Source organism: Neorhizobium petrolearium (assembly GCF_029854435.1).
Lineage (GTDB): Bacteria > Pseudomonadota > Alphaproteobacteria > Rhizobiales > Rhizobiaceae > Neorhizobium > Neorhizobium petrolearium.
Genome location: NZ_CP123000.1, coordinates 3,836,858 through 3,855,436, shown reverse-complemented (window position 1 = coordinate 3,855,436; position 18,579 = coordinate 3,836,858). Strand labels below are relative to the sequence as shown.

Sequence of the window (18,579 nt, the reverse complement as noted above, 5' to 3'; positions counted from 1 at the left end):
GAGATCAACAATTGCGACAATCGGGATGGCGGCCTTCTGGGCCGCCCTTCCAGCCGTGGCGCTTGCGGAAAATCACATCGTCGGGCCGGGCGAGGGAGTGTCGTTGCAGGCGGTCATCGATGCAGTTGCCCCAGGCGATCTCATCGCCTTGGAACCGGGTATCTATCCAGCGCCTATCGTTATCGACAAGCCCCTTACGATCTCCGGCAAAAAGGGAGCAAGCGTTGTCGGCAACGGCAGGGGCAGTGTGATCACGATCAATGCGGCGGGCGTCACTATACGCAATCTCGCTATCAGCGGCTCCGGCCACGATCTGACAGCACTCGATTCGGGAGTGCTGGCGACGGAGGCGGCGACCGGCGCAGTGATCGAGGGCAATGTGATGACCGGCAATCTTTTCGGCATCTATCTGCACGGCGCGGCCAATTCCGTCGCGCAACGGAATACGATTGTCGGACTGCAGGGCGAGCGCCTCAGCGAGGCCGGCAACGGCGTTTCCGTCTGGAACGCGCCCGGCGCGCAGGTGCTGGACAACGTGATCAGCTACGGACGGGACGGCATCGCCACCATGGCGAGCAAGCGCAATGTCTTCAGCCGCAACCGCTTCAGCGATCTGCGCTTCGGCATCCATTACATGTACACGAACGACAGCGAGATCAGCGACAATATCTCCACCGGCAATTCCGTCGGTTACGCGATCATGTTTTCCAACCGCCTGAAAATCACCGGCAATGTCTCGGACGGCGACCGCGACCACGGTCTGCTGCTCAACTATGCCAACAGCTCGGTCATCACCGGCAATTCCGTCTTCGGCCGCCTGCAGCCGGCGAGCCGCTGGTTGCTCGGGGGAAACCGGAACGCCGATCCCGACATGCCCAAGACCGAAGACACGACATCGATGGACCGGAATCCCGTGGGATTACGACCAGGCCCGGAAAAATGCGTGTTTATCTACAACGCCAACAAGAACCGCTTCACCGACAACCTCTTCGAGGGATGTGCGATCGGCATTCATTTCACTGCGGGCTCCGAAGCGAATGCTATCAGCGGGAACGCCTTCATCAACAATCGCAACCAGGTCAAATATGTCGGTACGCGCTATATGGACTGGTCGAAGGACGGGCGGGGCAACTACTGGAGCGACAATCCGGCCTTCGATCTCGATGGCGACGGTATTGCGGACAATCCCTACCGGCCAAACGACCTGATCGACAAGGTTCTGTGGACGGCGCCGCAGGCCAAGCTTTTGACGACCAGCCCTGCAGTTCAGGTCATCCGCTGGGCACAAGCGCAATTCCCTGCCTTGCTGCCGGGCGGCGTGGTCGACAGCCATCCTCTGATGAGGCCGATCATCGGAAAGAGACAAATCCAATGACAGCAACGGTCGAACTCACGGGCGCCTCCAAGCGCTATGGCAAAATCGAGGCCACGAAGGATATGTCCTTCGCGCTGAAGGCCGGAGAGACCATTGCCCTGGTCGGGCATAACGGTGCGGGCAAGACCACGCTGATCAAGCTGATGCTTGGCCTGATCCGCCCGACCACGGGCTCTGTCAAGGTTCTAGGCGAAGACCCGGCGACAGGCGACTTCGCGGTCCGCCAACGGCTAGGCTATCTGCCGGAGAGCGTTTCCTTCCATATGACGCTGACAGGACGCGAGACGCTTGCCTTTTATGCCAGGTTGAAGCGCGTGGCGGTTTCCCACATGGATATGCTCTTTGAACGTGTTGGGCTGGCGCCCGAAGCCGCAAACCGACCGGTGCGCACCTATTCGAAAGGCATGCGTCAGCGACTAGGTCTCGCCCAGGCGCTCCTCGGCGAGCCGCGCATCCTGCTGCTCGACGAGCCGACCAGCGGGCTGGACCCGGCGCTGCGGCGGAATTTCTACGACCTGATAACCGAGTTGCGCGGTGGCGGGACGACGGTGCTCCTCTCATCGCATGCCCTGACCGAGCTCGAAGATCGGGCAGACCGCGTCATCATCGTCAATCGTGGCGCCAAGATCGCGGACGGAACCCTGGATGAATTGCGCAAGCTCGCGCGTCTGCCGACCCGCATCAGCGTCCGGCTTGCGAACGGAGGAGGCAGCCTTGAAGGGGCAAGCTGGAGCAGAACGGCCGAAGGACGTCTCGAAGCCAATGTCGCGCCGGAGGACAAGATCGCGCTGCTGCGCGAAGTCACGGGCGATCCCTCCATGCTGGCTGATTTGGCTATCACCGAGCCTACGCTCGACGATCTCTACGCACATTTCCTGAACGGGCAGAAGACGCAATGACCAACATCCTCATCGTCGCCCGCAAGGAAATCCAGGAGGGCCTTCGCAATCGCTGGGTCCTGGCCACCACGCTACTCCTGGCGGCCCTCGCGCTTACGCTTTCGTTCCTCGGAAGTGCGCCGACCGGTAATGTCGGTGTCAACCGGCTGGATGTCGTCATCGTCAGCCTGTCGAGCCTCACCATCTTTCTCATCCCGCTGATTGCGCTCCTGATCTCACATGATGCGATCGTCGGCGAAGCGGAGCGCGGGACCATGCTGCTGTTGCTGAGTTATCCACTCGGCCGGAGCGAGGTGATGCTCGGCAAGTTTCTCGGACATGTGTCCATTCTCGCTTTCGCGACGCTCTTCGGTTACGGCGCATCCGCGCTGGGACTTGCTCTGACCAGTACGGGGATCGACATCGAAAGCTGGGAATCCTTCGCCTCGATGGTGGCATCCTCGGTACTGCTGGGCGCGGTCTTTATCGCCATCGGTTATCTGGTCAGCACGCAGGCAAGCGAACGCAGCACGGCGGGCGGGATCGCCATCGGCATCTGGCTGTTTTTCGTCCTGATCTATGACATGGCCCTGCTCGGCGCGCTAGTCGCCGGGCAAGGTCAGGCCTTGCCCTCGGGGCTCCTCGACCTGCTTCTGGTCGCCAATCCGACTGACGCCTATCGCCTGCTCAATCTTAGCTCCGGAGGCGCGAGCGCTCTTTCGGGCATGGGAGGGATTGTAGGCCATACCCGGCTTTCCACGCCTGTTCTGGTCGGTGCTCTGGGGCTGTGGACCGTCCTCCCGCTCGCCGTCGCCAACTTTATCTTCGCCAGGAGGGAAGTATGAGATTGATCCTAGCCGCAGCGGCAGTCGCTGCATCTTTCCTTCTTGTCGGCTGCAAGGAGGAAAGCACCATTGTCCCGCCTCCGTTTGCCCTGACGGAAGAGGCGATGGGCCGTTATTGCGGCATGAACGTGCTCGAACATCCAGGCCCAAAAGGGCAGATCATCCTGCAGCAAATACCTGAGGCGATCTGGTTCTCGTCCGCACGCGATGCTCTCGCCTTCACCATGTTGCCGGAAGAACCGAAGGACATCGCCGCGATCTATGTGTCCGACATGGGCAAGGCACCGAACTGGGATCAGCCGGGAGCGGAAAACTGGGTCGACGCGCGCAGGGCATTCTTCGTCATCAACAGTTCTGCGCGCGGCGGAATGGGTGTCGATGAGGCCGTGCCCTTCTCCAATGAGAACGATGCGCACGCGTTCGCCTCGAAGAATGGTGGGCGCGTGGTTGGTTTCGCCGAAGTGCCGAAGGCCTATATCCTCGGAGCCGGCGCGGAACTACCCGCAGCGGATTCCTCCCAAACAAACGACAACGGTGGGGGCCATGATCATGGCTGAGACTTTCACACGCCGCCGTGCAATCTGTATTCTTGCCGCTGCTGCGGGGCTTCCGCTCATCCCATCTGCCGGACTTGCGGCGCAGACGATGGAACCTGTCGGCTGGAAAGGCCAAGCCCTTGGAGCTCCGGCGACGCTGATTCTGAACCACGACGATCCCGTGCTGGCCAGGCAGTTGGTCAATCGCGTCATTGCCGAAGTCTCCCGGCTGGAAGCGATATTCAGCCTGTACAGAAGCGATTCCGTTCTGGCGGAGCTGAACAGGTTCGGCGCAATCGCTGCCCCCCCTTCAGACATGATTATGTTGCTGGAAAGGTCCCGCGCCATTTGGGAAGCAAGCGACGGTGCCTTCGATCCGACGATACAACCGCTCTGGGCCCTCTATGCGAAGCATTTCTCCAGGGCTGATGCCGATCCTGCCGGACCGAAAAACGACGAACTCCGGACTGCCCTTTCTCGTGTCGGTTTTGATGGCGTTCGCTTCAACCGGGATCGCGTCGCTTTCGCTCGATCACACATGGCCCTCAGCTTCAATGGCATTGCGCAGGGTTACATTACCGACGGCATCGTTCAGATGCTTCGCGATGCCGGGGTCACGAGCAGCCTTGTCAGCATGGGGGAAAATCGTGCCATCGGCGCCGCGTCCGATGGTCGACCCTGGCGTATCGGCCTCGCTGAAATGGAAGCCGGTGAAACCCCGAATACGGTCATCGATATCATCGACAAGGCGGTTTCCACTTCGAGTTCATCAGGATTCCATTTCGACCGTTCGGGCCGCTTCGGACATATCCTGGACCCAATCCGTGGCTGCGTTCCGGAGCGTTACCGGCGCATGAGCGTGATTGCTCCGGATGCGACGACGGCCGATGCGCTCTCCACCGCATTTAGCCTGATGGAACCGGCAAGAATTCGGCATTTCCTTGAAGCGCGCCCGGATATCGCCGTAGATATGGTCGCAGCCTCCGGCGAGCATGTTCGTATCGGCTAACTCGAAATCAGTATGGCAAATCCGAACCGTCGTTGGCGATGGCGTTCATGGCCGAGCTTCGTGCAGATACCCCTCAAACCATTTGATGTTACGAACCATTTAGTACAAAATCCCTGACCTCTAGCGAGGAGCAATCGGCGGCGGCCGATGCCCTCATGAAACGTTCTGCGGAACTGGAGGAAGGGAGGAGTACATGAAGACCTCGATAGCGACCGTATCGATCAGCGGGGAGCTGCCTGAAAAGCTTGAGGCCATTGCAAAAGCCGGCTTCGATGGCGTGGAAATCTTCGAAAACGATTTCCTGGCCTTCGACGGCAGTCCGGTGGATGTCGGCAGGATGGCGCGCGACTACGGCCTTGAGATTACACTATTCCAGCCCTTTCGCGACTTCGAGTGCATGCCGCCTTCCCACCGGCAACGAACCTTCGACCGTGCCGAGCGCAAGTTCGATGTCATGCAGCAGCTTGGCACCGACCTGCTGCTTGTTTGCTCGAATGTCTCGCCAGTCTCGCTCGGCGGGATCGACCGGGCGGCGGCGGATTTCCACGAGCTCGGCGAGCGGGCTGCTAGGCGCGGCCTGAAAGTCGGCTACGAAGCGCTCGCCTGGGGGCGCCATATCAACGACCATCGCGACGCCTGGGAGGTCGTGCGGCGCGCCGATCATCCGAACATCGGCCTCATCCTCGACAGTTTCCATACGCTGTCGCGCAAGATCGACATCAATTCCATCCGTTCCATCCCGAAGGACAAGATTTTCATTGTCCAGCTCGCCGATGCGCCGCTGATTGACATGGACTTGCTCTACTGGAGCCGGCATTTCCGCAATATGCCGGGCGAGGGGGACTTACCCGTAACGGAGTTTGCAACAGCGATCGCCGAAACCGGTTATGACGGCTACTTCTCACTGGAAATCTTCAACGACCAGTTTCGCGGCGGTTCGACCCGCTCGATCGCGGCGGACGGCCACCGTTCGCTGATCTATCTCGGCGATCAGGTGCGAAGGAGCCCGAATGTGTCTGGCCTGACCCTTCCCGCCATGCCGGATCGGGCAAAGGTGAAGGGTGTCGGCTTCGTGGAATTCTCTGCCGATGAAAAGGAGGCCGCGGATCTTGTTGCCATCCTCCATACGCTCGGCTTCCGCAAAGCGGCTGTCCACAGAACAAAGAAGGTCAGCCTGTTCAGCCAGGGCGATATCCGGCTGCTCGTCAATACGGACGAGAAAGGGTTTGCCAACGCGTCCTTCGCCGTGCACGGGACCTCCGCCTATGCGATGGCACTCCTCGTCGACGACGCCAAGGCCGCGCTCGCGCGTGCCGTGACACTCGATGCCGAACCCTTCAACCAGCCGGTCGGGCTGGGTGAGGTGGAGATACCGGCAATCCGCGGCGTCGGCGGCGGGCTGATCTATCTGATCGATAACAAAAGTGAGCTCGGGCGCTTTTCCGAAATCGATTTCCTGCCCGTTGAAGAAGGTATGGAGATTACCCCGGCCCATCTCCTGCGCATAGATCATATCGCCCAGACGGTGGCCTATGACGAAATGCTGACCTGGCTTCTGTTCTATACTTCGATCTTCGACGCCCATAAGACGCCGATGGTGGATATCATCGATCCGGCCGGCGTGGTGCGCAGCCAGGTGGTTGAGAATGCCTCAGGGGCACTGAGGGTCACGCTGAATGGTGCGGAGAACCGCCGCACTCTGGCAGGCCACTTCATTGCGGAAAAGTTCGGTTCGGGCATCCAGCACCTCGCCTTCGAGACCGACGACATCTTCGCGACCGCCGCAGCGCTCCGGAAGAACGGGTTCCGGCCGCTCTCCATCTCGCCCAACTATTATGGTGATGTCGAAGCCCGATTTGGTCTCGACCCGGAGCTGACAGAGCGGCTGAAGGCGGACAACATCCTCTATGACCGTGACGAACACGGAGAATATTTCCAGCTCTACAGCGGCACCTATGGCGAAGGCTTCTTCTTCGAGATCGTCGAACGGCGTGGCTATCGTGGCTATGGCGCCCCGAATGCCATCTTCCGTATCGCCGCGCTCAAGAAACAGATGCGGCCGGAGGGCTTGCCGAGAACTTAGCGTTTGCCTGCGTGCGCTCCATGTTCGGATCTGGCGGTCTATGTGCGGTTCGGCATATTTCTCTTCAATATTGGCTGCGACTGAACAGGATGTTTCCTATTCCGCGGCTTCGTTTGGCTTGAGGACGCCACGGCGAATCTGATCTTCCTCGATCGATTCAAAGAGGGCGCGGAAATTGCCCTCTCCGAAGCCTTCATCGCCTTTACGCTGGATGAACTCGAAGAAGATCGGGCCGATGACGGTCCTAGAGAAGATCTGCAGCAGGATCTTCGTCATACTGCCGTCGAGCACGCCTTCGCCGTCAATCAGGATGCCGTGTTTTTTCATACGGTCGATCGGCTCGTCATGGCCGTGCACGCGCTCTCTCGACATTTCGTAATAGGTGTCGGGTGGACCGGGCATGAATTTCAGCCCGTTATCGGCGAGCCTGTCGGTCGCCTCGTAGATGCTCTCCGTCCCGACCGCGATGTGTTGAATGCCTTCCCCCTTGTACTTCTTCAGATATTCTTCGATTTGGCTGGTGTCGTCCTTGGATTCGTTCAAGGGGATACGGATCTTGCCGCAGGGCGAGGTGATTGCCCGGCTCATCAGGCCGGTGATGCGACCGTCGATATTGAAGAAGTGGATCTGCTTGAAATTGAAGAGCTCGCGGTAGAAATCCCACCACTTGTCCATATTGCCGCGATAGACGTTGTGGGTCAGATGATCGAGGTAATAGAAGCCGACGCCCTCGGGTTTTGGATTGCGTTCGCCGAGCCATTCGAATTCCGCGTCGTAGGCTGAACCTTTCTCACCATAGGTCTCGACGAAATAGAGAAGCGATCCGCCGATACCAACAATGGCCGGCACATCGAGCGTCTTGTCTTTGTCCTCATAGGGTTTCGCGCCCCTGGCGACCGCATGATTGAAAGCGTGTTTGGCATCGACGACACGCCAGGCCATGCTCGGCGCGCAGGGGCCATGTTCATCGACGAAACGCATGGCATGGCTGCCCGGCTCGGCATTGATGACGTAATTGATGTCGCCCTGGCGCCAGACGGTGATGTTCTTCGTCCTGTGCCGCGCCACCGGCTTATAGCCCATGCGGGAAAACAGTTCTTCCAGCTTCTGCGGCTCCGGATGGGCGAATTCGACAAATTCAAAACCGTCGGTCCCAGCCGGATTGTCGGTGGTGATCTCGGAAACCGGTGCGTCGTGCGGGAAAGGACCCATGGTAAACTCCTCCTGTCAGTCACCTTTCATGATGATGCAGGTCACGTGCATTGTGCTTGCAATATGGGCTGTATTCCGCTCGAATGATGCATGATGTGTGCGAGATTAGTGAAGTGGGTGCACGATGGATGCTCTGGACGGATATGATCTAAAAATCTTGAGCCATCTGCAGAACGACGGACGGCTGACCAATAACGAGCTCTCCGAGCTCATCGCCTTGTCTCCCTCGCAATGTTCACGCCGGCGGGCACGGCTGGAAAGTGAAGGGTTCATTCAGACCTACCGGGCACATCTCAACCGGCAGAAGCTCGGTCTCGACCTGCTCGTGGTCATCGCCGTGACGCTGGCCACGCATAACCGCGATAATGCCAAGCGCTTCGCGCGCCTCGTCGAGGACCTGCCGGAAGTGCTGGAATGTTTCTCGCTCACCGGTGAGATGGATTATCATCTGAAGGTGGTGACACGCGATCTCGCGGGCCTGTCCCATTTCGTCAATGACGTGTTGCTGCCGCATGAAAGCGTGCAACATGTCAAGACATCAATCGTTCTCAATGTCCTGAAGGATTTCGGCGGGATTCCGATTCAAAAGCCCGCCAAGAGCTGAGGCTCAGAGGCCATCAGGTTCCGGAAGCTTCTTGCCCCTGGCGGGCTTGCGCATGACGCGTTCCACGGCCGCGAGACCCTCGTCAAGCGCCCGGACACCGCCGTCACCGAACTCTGCCTCCAGCTCTGCCTGATACCGGCGGGCGAGTTCGATCAGCTCCCGGTAAGCCTGTAGCCCGGCAGCAGTGAGTTCCAGATGCTCGAGCCGCCGGTCGGCTTCGTCCTGCGTTCGTCTTAGCCAGCGACGCTGTTCCAGCTCAAACACGGCGCGGCTTACCTTCGTCTTGTGCATGCTCGAATGGATGCCGACAGCCTTCGATGTCATGCGGCCGGAACTGCCGAGGGCTGCGAGCGTGCGCCATTCCGGCCGTGTCATGCCATACTTTGCCTTGTAATGCGCGGCGAAGCGCAGGCCGACAAATTCGGCGGCGCGATTGAGACGGTAGGGCAGAAATTGTTCGAGAGCAAAGTGGTCCATGGCGTTGATGGTTACAAAATAGATGGTTACATTTGTAACCATATCGTCATCATGGGAGGAAGCAAGCCATGCTGGACAAGATCGATCCGAAAGCCGTAAAGGCCTCTGTCAAAACGCAAGCGCTCGCCTACATGCCGGGCTTCGGCAATGATTTCGAGACCGAGAGCCTCCCGGGAGCATTGCCGCAGGGCCAGAACAGCCCGCAGCAGTGCAATTACGGCCTCTATGCCGAGCAGCTTTCCGGCTCGCCTTTCACCGCGCCGCGCGGCACCAATGAGCGTTCGTGGCTCTATCGTATTCGTCCCAGCGTGCGGCACACGGGCCGCTTCACGAAAATCGACTATCCATTCTGGAAGACTGCGCCGCATATCGGCGAGCACTCGCTGGCGCTTGGGCAGCTTCGCTGGAGCCCGCTGCCGGCTCCAAAGGAGGAATTGAATTTCCTGCAGGGTATCCGCACCATGACGACGGCGGGCGATGCGCTGACCCAGGCGGGCATGGCGGCTCATGTTTACACGTTTAATGCCGACATGGTGGACGACTATTTCTTCAATGCCGATGGCGAGATGCTGGTTGTGCCGGAGACAGGATCGATCCGCGTGTTCACCGAGCTCGGCAAAATGGACCTGGAGCCATCCGAAATCTGCATCGTCCCGCGCGGAACCATGTTCAAGGTCACCCGGCTCGGCGAGGAAGACGTCTGGCGCGGTTATATCTGCGAGAACTACGGCGCCAAATTCACGATGCCGGACCGCGGTCCGATCGGTGCCAACTGCCTCGCCAATCCGCGCGACTTCAAGACACCGGTAGCCACCTATGAAGACAAGGAAACGCCATGCCGTGTGCACGTGAAGTGGTGCGGCTCTTTTCATGTGACCGAGATCGGCCATTCACCGCTCGACGTCGTCGCATGGCACGGTAACTATGCGCCTTACAAATATGATCTGCGCACCTTCTCGCCGGTCGGTGCGATCCTGTTTGACCATCCCGATCCGTCGATTTTCACTGTGCTGACGGCACCGTCGGGCGAAGAGGGAACGGCGAATGTGGATTTCGTGATCTTTCCGCCACGCTGGCTGGTGGCAGAACACACGTTCCGGCCGCCCTGGTATCATCGCAACATCATGAGCGAGTTCATGGGGCTGATCTACGGCCGCTATGACGCCAAGGAAGAGGGATTCGTGCCGGGAGGCATGAGCCTGCACAACATGATGCTGCCGCACGGCCCCGATTTCACGGGTTTCGAGAAAGCGTCGAATGGCGAACTGAAACCGGTCAAGCTCGAGAACACCATGGCCTTCATGTTCGAGACGCGGTTCCCGCAGCAGATCACCAGGTTCGCCGCGGAGCTCGAAACGCTGCAGGACAATTATATCGATTGCTGGACCGGCCTCGAACGCAGGTTTGACGGCACGCCAGGCATCAAGTGAAATAATACGAGGGCACGTCTACTCAATTAAACAGTCTGGGCGTTGTTTTCTTCGGCAGGCGCCACACATTCTGACATGTTGCCTTGAGGAGCAGGGCGAATAAGAGGGGGACATATGAAGCTTGCGACGTTGAAGGATTCCACGCGCGACGGTCGGCTGGTCGTGGTGTCGAAAGACCTGACCCGGTGCTCGGAGGTAGGGCACATCGCCCGGTCGCTGCAGGCGGCACTGGACGACTGGGCGCATGCGGGGCCGCGGCTTGCCCGTGTCGCGGAAGGGATTGAAACCGGTTCGCAGCCGACCCTCCGTTTTCATGAGCACGACGCCACGTCGCCGTTACCGCGTGCTTATCAATGGGCAGATGGTTCCGCTTACGTCAACCATGTCGAGCTTGTCCGCAGGGCGCGTAACGCGGAGATGCCGGAGAGTTTCTGGACCGATCCGCTGATGTATCAGGGTGGTTCCGATGCCTTCCTCGGCCCGCGCGATCCGATCCTTCTCGGCGACGAAGCCTGGGGCTGCGACATGGAGGGTGAGGTGGCTGTCATCGTTGACGACGTGCCGATGGGCGCGTCGGCGGATGAGGCCCGCGATGCAATTCGGCTCGTTATGCTGGTCAACGACGTATCGTTAAGGGGACTGATCCCGGCTGAACTTGCCAAGGGTTTCGGCTTCTTCCAGTCAAAACCCTCTTCGGCGTTTTCACCGGTCGCCGTCTCTCCGGATGAGCTTGGCGATGCCTGGGATGGCGGCAAACTGCATCTGCCGTTGCGTGTCGATCTGAACGGCAAGCCGTTCGGCCGGGCCAATGCCGGTATCGACATGACCTTCGATTTCCCGCAACTCATCGCCCATGCGGCTAAGACCAGGCCCCTTGCTGCCGGCACGATTATCGGTTCCGGTACGGTTTCCAACAAGCTTGACGGCGGGCCGGGCAAGCCGGTGGCCGACGGCGGCACGGGTTATTCCTGCATCGCCGAAATCCGCACGATCGAGACTATCAATCTCGGCGTGCCGAAGACGCCCTTCCTGCATTTCGGGGATACTGTGCGGATCGAGATGAAGGACGAGAAGGGGCATTCCATCTTTGGCGCGATCGAGCAGGCCGTGACGAAATACGAGAAGACGGGATGAGCGACACGGTGCTCTACGATTACTGGCGCTCTTCTGCCAGTTATCGGCTGCGGATCGCGCTCAACATGCTCGCCGAGACATTCCGCTCCGTTCCGGTCGATCTGCTTGCCAAAGCACACAGGTCGCAGGAGCATCTGCAGCGCAATCCGCAGGGCCTTGTCCCAGTGCTGGAGATTGACGGCCACATCTTTACCCAATCGCTGGCCATAATCGAATATCTCGACGAGACGCGCGGCGGGGCCTTCCTGCCAGGCGATCCCGTCGGTCGGCAGAGGGTGAGGGCACTCTCCTACATCATCGCAATCGAAATCCATCCGGTCTGCAATCTCAACGTCACCGGCCATGTCCTGTCGTTGACCGGTGGCGGTGATGAAGCACGGATCGCCTGGATGCAAAAATTCATTGGAGAGGGATTGGCCGCTTTCGAAAAATCTCTGGATTTGCCTTCGACCGGCAGGTTCTGTCACGGCGACCGTCCGACCATGGCGGATATCTGTCTTGTGCCACAGGTCTATAATGCACGGCGCTGGAATGTAGATCTCACCGGATACCCGAGACTTTTGGCCATCGCTGATTGCTGCGCCGAGCTGAAATCGTTCGCAAATGCGCATCCGGACAAGGTGGCACGTTAGAAGCTGACTTTTCTCGTTCGGATCGATATCCGCCTGCTGCTTCTTGTCGGATCGGCCGGAGGGCCTCGTCGCTGGCGACAGATTCGCCGATCAGTTCCCGACAGACACCGGGTGGTGGCCGCCATATCACGGGCTCATTAGCTCATCCGCTCCCCGTAACGATGCCGCGCGGGCCCTCGATGCTGGCCTCCGCCGCGGTTCCGCGATCCACTGGTACACTACGGCAGGCCATTGACAGGACCTTCGGGTTCTGTATTCTCTTATAAAGTCTTATATATCATAATAGTGGAACATAAAAACGGGAGACCTCAATGAAACTGAAACTGGCGTTCCTGGTTGCGACTGCCTTGATCGCAGCCCCCTCGCTGTTGATGGCTCAGGAAAAGGGCGGCGTGATCAACGTCGCGACAATCGGCGAGCCGCCAACTCTTGATCCGATGGTATCGACCGCCGACCTCGTCGGCATCGTCACGCAGCATATCTTCGAGACCCTCTATACTTTCGACAAGAGCTGGAAGGTGACGCCGCTTCTCGCCGAAAGCCTCCCGGAGATCAGCGCGGACGGCAAGACCTATACGATCAAGCTGCGTACAGGCATCAAGTTCCATGACAGCAGCGACATGACGTCGGAAGATGTGGTTGCTTCGCTCAGTCGCTGGACGAAGCTTGCTTCGCGGGGCAAGCAAGTCGCCGGTTTCATCGAATCCGTCGCTGCTGCCGATGCCGCGACGGTCACTATAAAACTGAAGCAGCCCTATGCACCGCTTCTTTCTCTCCTCGCCTTCAACAATTCCGCGGCCATCATCATTCCGGCTGAAAAGCAGGATGAACCGATGAAAGAGTTCATCGGTACGGGACCCTATATGCTGAAGGAGCGCAAGGCGGACCAGTATATCCAGCTCGCCCGTTTTGATGGCTATAAGCCCCGTTCCGGCGAGAGCGACGGTTATGGCGGCGCCCGTCATCAGTATCTCGATGAAATTCGTTTCGTGCCGGTTCCGGATCCGAACACGCGCGTCGAGGCGGCTGTTTCGGGCCAGTACGACTACGTCGACTCCATTCCGGTCGAATCCTTTGACAAGATCAAGAATTCCCAGCCATCCGAGCCGATCATGCTGAAGCCGTTCGGCTTCCCGGTCTTCGTTTTCAACACCAAGGAAGGCCTCTCCTCGAACCTCGCGATCAGGAAGGCTGTCGAAAAGGCCCTGAGCATGGAAGACATGCTGGCTGCAGCTTTCGGCAGCAAGGATTTCTACAACGCGGACGGAGCCTTCTATCCGAAGAGCTTTGTCTGGAACACCGAGGTCGGGACCGAAGGCAATTACAATCTCGGCGATCCCGAGGGGGCTGCGGCGGACCTGAAGGCAGCCGGCTACAAGGGTGAACCGTTGCGGATCCTCACCAGCCGCCAATACGAGTTCCATTACAAGATGGCCCAGGTGGCGGCAGAATACCTGAAGCTCGCCGGCGTTAACGTGGACATGCAGGTGGTCGACTGGGCGACGCTGACCCAGCGTCGTGCGGACGCCAAGCTTTGGGATATCTACATCACCCACAGCCCCTTCCTGCCCGAGCCGGCCCTGATGGGCGTGCTGTCGACCAGTTCGCCCGGCTGGTGGGATACGCCTGCCCGCAAGGCCGCAGTTGATCCCTTCACGTCCGAAGCTGATCCGGCGAAGCGCGTCGAGCTCTGGGCAAATGTCCAGAAGACGATCTATGATGAACTGCCATTGTTGAAGATCGGCGATTTCAACGCCGTCTCCGCGAAATCGAAGAAGCTCGAAGGCGTCGATCCGGCTCCCTGGCCGTATTTCTGGAACGCCTCGATCACGAAGTAAGCACGAGAAATGCGGATGCCAGGCTGCAGGCCGGCATCCGCTCTCGGCCTTGTCCCGTGCGGACACAGGAACCCGTTTGCATGATACGTTACATCCTTCAGCGCCTCGCGGGCATGATCGTCGTGATGTTCCTGGTCGTCACGATCGTTTTCGTGATCGTGCGCGTGACGCCCGGAGACCCGGCCGCCGTGATGCTCGGTCCCGACGCGACGGCGCAGGACATCGCCGAGCTCAGGACCCGTCTCGGGCTCGACCAGTCGATCGGTGTTCAATACATCTACTATATAGGCCAGCTTCTGCGCGGCGATCTCGGTCAGTCGATCTTTCTCAATATGCCGGTCGGTTCGGCTCTTCTCGATCGCGCCGAGCCCACCTTTTTCCTGACAATCTTCTCGCTGGCGATCGCGAGCATCATAGCCCTGCCGATCGGCATCTATTCCGCCTACAGGCGTGGCTCCTTCGTCGATCAGGCAGCGACCACGATCGCCATGCTGGCCGCAAGCATTCCGAGTTTCTGGCTGGGCCTCATCCTGATGCAGTTCTTCGCGGTCAGGCTGAGCCTGTTTCCCGTTTCGGGATACGGGGGTCCGGGTTCCTCCTTTCTGGAACGGATGTACCATTTGACGCTGCCGGCTTTCGCGCTCGGTCTCGTCTCCTCGGCGCTCATCCTGCGCTTCACGCGTGCCTCGATGCTCGACGTGCTGGGTGACGACTATATCCGCACGGCGCGCGCCAAGGGTCTGGTCGAACGGCGCGTCGTGATGAAACACGCCCTGAAGAACGCACTGATCCCGATCCTGACCGTCGTCGGCCTGACGGCGGCGGTCCTGATTTCCGGCGCGGTCGTCACCGAAACCGTCTTCGGCCTGCCGGGCGTCGGCAATCTCGTCGTCTCGGCGGTCTTGCGCCGCGACTATCCCGTGATCCAGGGCGCACTGCTGGTGATTGCCGGCCTCTATGTCCTGATCAATTTCGCGATCGACATGCTCTATCTTCTGGTCGATCCCAGAGTACGTTACTGATGGGGGTGCGCACCTGATGGCCGATATCGCAACCACCACTCCCAAGCCGGCTGTCAGCGAGCGAGGCAAATTCCTCCGCCGGCTCCTGAGGCGCAAGACCGTCGCTGCCGGCGTGATCGTGCTGATCATCTTCGTCCTGCTTGCGATCCTGGCACCCTGGATTGCGCCTTATTCGCCCTCGAAGCTCTCGATCGTCAACCGGCTGAAGCCGCCGAGCGAAATCTTCTGGTTCGGCACGGATGAATTCGGGCGCGACGTCTTTTCACGCACCATCTATGCCGGGCGGTTGTCTCTGTTGGTCGGGGCTGCCGTGGTGGCGCTGTCGGCGCTGATCGGCGTGACGCTCGGCCTGCTTGCCGGCTTCTTCCAGAAGCTCGACACGCCGATCGCCCGGCTGATCGATGCGATGATGGCATTTCCGGATATCCTGCTCGCGATTGCGCTCGTTGCGGCCCTCGGTCCGTCGCTGGTCACGGTCATCGTGGCACTCGCCATCGTCTATTCACCGCGGCTTGCCCGGATCGTCCGCGCCTCGACGCTGGTGATCCGCGAACTGCCTTACGTGGAAGCGGCGAAGGCGCTCGGCATTTCGACCTTCCACATCATGACGCGGCATGTGCTTCGCAATCTCATGTCGCCGATCCTGGTGCAGGGCACGTTCCTCTTCGCCAGCGCCATGCTGGCCGAAGCCGGGCTTTCCTTCCTCGGGCTCGGCGTCAGCCCTGAAATTCCAACCTGGGGAACGATGATCGCCGCCGGCCGCCAGTATATCGGCCAGGCCGACTGGATGACCTATTTCCCCGGCTTTGCAATCATTCTTTCCGTGCTGTCGCTGCAAATGGTCGGCGACGGGCTGCGCGACATGCTCGATCCAAGACTTCGAAAGGACCTTTAGAATGACCGGTGAAAAAGCGGGCAAGCCGCTCCTCCTCACCAATGTGAAGCCGATGGCCTTTGGCGGCGATACATCCGCCGCCGTCACGGATATCCTCGTTGGCGCCGATGGCAGGATTTCGGCGATCGGCTCGTCGCTTGCGGCGCCTGTCGATGCGGAGCGTGTCGACGGCAAGGGCGCGTGGATTTCTCCCGGCTGGGTCGACCTGCACGTCCACATCTGGCACGGCGGCACGGATATATCGATCCGTCCGTCGGAATGCGGCGCCGAACGTGGTGTGACCACGCTTGTCGATGCGGGCTCGGCAGGCGAGGCCAATTTCCACGGCTTTCGCGAATACATCATCGAGCCGTCGAAGGAACGCATCAAGGCTTTCCTGAACCTCGGCTCGATCGGGCTCGTCGCCTGCAACCGCGTGCCGGAACTGCGCGACATCAAGGATATCGACCTCGACCGCATCCTCGAATGCTACGCGGAAAACAGCGAGCATATCGTCGGCATCAAGGTGCGCGCGAGCCATGTCATCACCGGGTCCTGGGGTGTTACCCCCGTCAAGCTCGGCAAGAAGATCGCCAAGATCCTCAAACTGCCGATGATGGTGCATGTGGGCGAGCCGCCAGCGCTTTATGACGAGGTTCTGGAAATCCTCGGGCCCGGCGACGTCGTCACTCACTGCTTCAACGGCAAGGCCGGTTCGAGCATCATGGAAGACGAGGACCTCTTCAACCTTGCCGAACGCTGCGCCTCCGAAGGCATCCGCCTCGACATCGGCCATGGCGGCGCGTCCTTCTCGTTCAAGGTGGCGGAAGCGGCCATCCAGCGCGGCTTGCTGCCGTTCTCGATCTCGACCGACCTGCATGGGCATTCGATGAATTTCCCGGTCTGGGATCTGGCAACGACCATGTCCAAGCTGCTGTCGGTCGGCATGCCGTTCGACAAGGTCGTTGAAGCGGTCACCCATCACCCGGCTTCGGTCATCAAGCTCTCGATGGAAAAGCGGCTGTCGGTCGGCGAACGCGCCGATTTCACCATTTTCGATCTCATCGATGCCGATCTCGAAGCGACCGATTCCAACGGCGACGTCTCGCGCCTGCAGAAACTGTTCGAGCCGCGCTACGCGGTCATCGGATCGGAAGCCACCGTCGCCAGCCGCTATATCCCGCGGGCCCGCAAGCTCGTCCGCCACAGCCACGGTTATTCGTGGCGGTGAGCCGACATTCCTGGAATTGCATGACAGGAGTTTACGTGAATACGTCTCCAGCAAAGGCCACTCCGGTGGCAGAAACGCCTTATGGGCGGTTGGCGGCACTCGGCATCAAACTGCCGCCGCCGCCGCCGCCGATTGCCAATTTCGTGACGCATGTACGCGAAGGCAATATTCTCTACCTTTCCGGTCAGGGGCCGCGGGAGATGGACGGTTATCTCCATGCCGGAAAGGTCGGCGGCGATGTCGATGTGGAGCAGGCCTATCAACACGCGCGACTGACGGGCATCAATCTGCTTGCCGTGATGCAGGACGCGCTCGGCGACCTTTCGCAGGTGAAGCGGGTCGTGAAACTGCTCGGCATGGTCAATGCCGTTCCGGATTTCGAGGATCATCCGCGGGTCATCAACGGATGCTCGGACCTCTTCATCGAGGTCTTCGGCGAGGCGGGCCAGCATGCTCGCTCGGCCGTCGGCTTTGGTTCTCTTCCCGGCAATATCACCGTCGAGATCGAAGCGATCGTTGCTCTGCGCGATTGAGGGGAGGACAGAACTCAGTGGTTGCGCCAGCCCATCAGCTTTTCGATCTTCTCGGCGGAGGCGCGCACCTGTTCCGTATAGTGGTTTTCGTCGGAAAAGACCTTTTGTTCCGGAAGTACGATGGAAATGGTGGCGACGCACTGGCCCTCGCGATCTACGACGGGCGAAGCAATGCAGGCAACGGCATAGTCCGATTCCGCAACCTGAATGGACAGGCGCTCCTGAAACGCCTTGCCTGCCGAGTCGGACAGGGTGCGGGCATTAATCTCGGCGCGACCGGTCGGAGAGGTTCGGGCGCAACGCTTGAAGAGTTCGATCCGCTCCTCGTCCGGCAGGTGGCCGACAAGCAGCCGGCCGGAGGCAGTCCAGTTGAGCGGTACACGCGTGCCGACGCGCGAAGCGACCTGGAAATGGCTCGGGCCGTCCGCCATGGCGAGCACCAGCATATAGTCGCCGTCGCGGCCGCAGAGCTGCACGGTTTCACCCGCCTGCCTGCAGAGGTCGTGCATCTCGTGGGTGGCGACGCTCATGAAATCCAGCGACCGGGCATAGGCAAGACCGTAGTGGTAAAGCCGAGCGCCGAGCCAGATCGACCCGTCGGGATTGCGGGCCAGCATGTTCTTTTCGACCAGGTCATCGATGATCACGTAGACGGTGGAAAGCGGTGCCTTGACCGCCTTGGCGATCGCATAGGCGCCCGCCGGCGCACCGGTTTCGTAGAGATAATCGATCACCTGCAGCGCACGGTCGATGCCGCTCACGCGCGAGCGGCGCGCGCCCTTGGCTTCCGTTTCCCGGGTGGAAGCGGCGTCTTCGGAGAGTGCTGCAGATGAAGTCCTGGTGTCCAATTCAATGTTCCTTGCGGC

Annotated in this window: 18 protein-coding genes; 15 read left to right on the top strand and 3 right to left on the bottom strand. The window is 59.9% G+C overall.

What is annotated here, in order from left to right; genetic code table 11:
• The first annotated feature begins 25 nt into the window (after positions 1–25).
• The 6 genes from QEO92_RS18855 (at position 26) to QEO92_RS18830 (ending at position 6,726) form a co-directional block, all read left to right on the top strand.
• Positions 26–1,375, top strand: a complete 1,350-nt coding sequence (locus QEO92_RS18855; protein ID WP_037153027.1) for a nitrous oxide reductase family maturation protein NosD — start codon at positions 26–28, stop codon at positions 1,373–1,375.
• Complete coding sequence (locus tag QEO92_RS18850) at positions 1,372–2,274, top strand: ABC transporter ATP-binding protein (protein WP_227704053.1); 903 nt, start codon at positions 1,372–1,374, stop codon at positions 2,272–2,274. The genes QEO92_RS18855 and QEO92_RS18850 overlap by 4 nt, the downstream gene beginning before the upstream one ends.
• On the top strand, positions 2,271–3,098 hold the full coding sequence (locus QEO92_RS18845) for an ABC transporter permease (protein ID WP_227704052.1): 828 nt from the start codon (positions 2,271–2,273) through the stop codon (positions 3,096–3,098). Before QEO92_RS18850 ends, QEO92_RS18845 begins: the two co-directional genes overlap by 4 nt.
• Positions 3,095–3,655: a nitrous oxide reductase accessory protein NosL gene (locus QEO92_RS18840; RefSeq protein WP_037153017.1), complete on the top strand. Its 561-nt coding sequence runs from the start codon at positions 3,095–3,097 to the stop codon at positions 3,653–3,655. Before QEO92_RS18845 ends, QEO92_RS18840 begins: the two co-directional genes overlap by 4 nt.
• Positions 3,648–4,643 carry an FAD:protein FMN transferase gene (locus QEO92_RS18835; protein WP_037153742.1) on the top strand — a complete coding sequence of 332 codons (996 nt, stop codon included), beginning with the start codon at positions 3,648–3,650 and terminating at the stop codon, positions 4,641–4,643. The genes QEO92_RS18840 and QEO92_RS18835 overlap by 8 nt, the downstream gene beginning before the upstream one ends.
• Before the next feature lie 193 nt (positions 4,644–4,836).
• The gene (locus QEO92_RS18830; RefSeq protein WP_227704051.1) at positions 4,837–6,726 is read left to right on the top strand and encodes a bifunctional sugar phosphate isomerase/epimerase/4-hydroxyphenylpyruvate dioxygenase family protein; all 1,890 of its coding nucleotides are present in this window, start codon (positions 4,837–4,839) and stop codon (positions 6,724–6,726) included.
• Between the two features lie 96 nt (positions 6,727–6,822).
• Here QEO92_RS18830 and hppD read toward each other — a convergent pair whose 3' ends face one another.
• A complete protein-coding gene (gene hppD / locus QEO92_RS18825) occupies positions 6,823–7,938 on the bottom strand; it encodes a 4-hydroxyphenylpyruvate dioxygenase (RefSeq protein WP_227704050.1) in 1,116 nt (371 codons plus the stop codon).
• Between the two features lie 124 nt (positions 7,939–8,062).
• Here hppD and QEO92_RS18820 point away from each other — a divergent pair, with 124 nt between their 5' ends.
• A complete protein-coding gene (locus QEO92_RS18820) occupies positions 8,063–8,542 on the top strand; it encodes an Lrp/AsnC family transcriptional regulator (protein ID WP_037153008.1) in 480 nt (159 codons plus the stop codon).
• A gap of 3 nt (positions 8,543–8,545) precedes the next feature.
• On the opposite strand, the gene QEO92_RS18815 is transcribed toward QEO92_RS18820, so the two are convergent.
• On the bottom strand, positions 8,546–9,061 hold the full coding sequence (locus QEO92_RS18815; protein ID WP_227704049.1) for a MarR family winged helix-turn-helix transcriptional regulator: 516 nt from the start codon (positions 9,059–9,061) through the stop codon (positions 8,546–8,548).
• 26 nt (positions 9,062–9,087) lie between these two features.
• Between QEO92_RS18815 and hmgA the strand changes: the two genes are divergently transcribed.
• The 8 genes from hmgA (at position 9,088) to QEO92_RS18775 (ending at position 17,713) form a co-directional block, all read left to right on the top strand.
• Positions 9,088–10,449, top strand: a complete 1,362-nt coding sequence (hmgA, locus tag QEO92_RS18810; RefSeq protein ID WP_227704048.1) for a homogentisate 1,2-dioxygenase — start codon at positions 9,088–9,090, stop codon at positions 10,447–10,449.
• Between the two features lie 114 nt (positions 10,450–10,563).
• The gene (locus tag QEO92_RS18805; RefSeq protein WP_037153003.1) at positions 10,564–11,583 is read left to right on the top strand and encodes a fumarylacetoacetate hydrolase family protein; all 1,020 of its coding nucleotides are present in this window, start codon (positions 10,564–10,566) and stop codon (positions 11,581–11,583) included.
• Positions 11,580–12,215 (top strand): maleylacetoacetate isomerase, encoded by a 636-nt coding sequence (gene maiA, locus QEO92_RS18800; RefSeq protein ID WP_227704047.1) that lies wholly within the window; start codon positions 11,580–11,582, stop codon positions 12,213–12,215. Before QEO92_RS18805 ends, maiA begins: the two co-directional genes overlap by 4 nt.
• Positions 12,216–12,526: 311 nt before the next feature.
• A complete protein-coding gene (locus QEO92_RS18795) occupies positions 12,527–14,053 on the top strand; it encodes an ABC transporter substrate-binding protein (protein WP_227704046.1) in 1,527 nt (508 codons plus the stop codon).
• 80 nt (positions 14,054–14,133) lie between these two features.
• Positions 14,134–15,075: an ABC transporter permease gene (locus QEO92_RS18790; protein ID WP_227704045.1), complete on the top strand. Its 942-nt coding sequence runs from the start codon at positions 14,134–14,136 to the stop codon at positions 15,073–15,075.
• Between the two features lie 16 nt (positions 15,076–15,091).
• Positions 15,092–15,970 (top strand): ABC transporter permease, encoded by an 879-nt coding sequence (locus QEO92_RS18785; RefSeq protein ID WP_227704044.1) that lies wholly within the window; start codon positions 15,092–15,094, stop codon positions 15,968–15,970.
• Position 15,971: 1 nt separating this feature from the next.
• Positions 15,972–17,180 carry an amidohydrolase/deacetylase family metallohydrolase gene (locus QEO92_RS18780; RefSeq protein ID WP_227704043.1) on the top strand — a complete coding sequence of 403 codons (1,209 nt, stop codon included), beginning with the start codon at positions 15,972–15,974 and terminating at the stop codon, positions 17,178–17,180.
• Between the two features lie 20 nt (positions 17,181–17,200).
• Positions 17,201–17,713: a RidA family protein gene (locus QEO92_RS18775; protein WP_227704042.1), complete on the top strand. Its 513-nt coding sequence runs from the start codon at positions 17,201–17,203 to the stop codon at positions 17,711–17,713.
• A 14-nt stretch (positions 17,714–17,727) separates the two neighbouring features.
• Here the strand turns inward: QEO92_RS18775 and QEO92_RS18770 are convergent, their stop codons facing one another.
• Positions 17,728–18,567, bottom strand: coding sequence for an IclR family transcriptional regulator (locus tag QEO92_RS18770; RefSeq protein ID WP_227705216.1), 840 nt, complete (start codon positions 18,565–18,567; stop codon positions 17,728–17,730).
• Between the last annotated feature and the right edge of the window lie 12 nt (positions 18,568–18,579).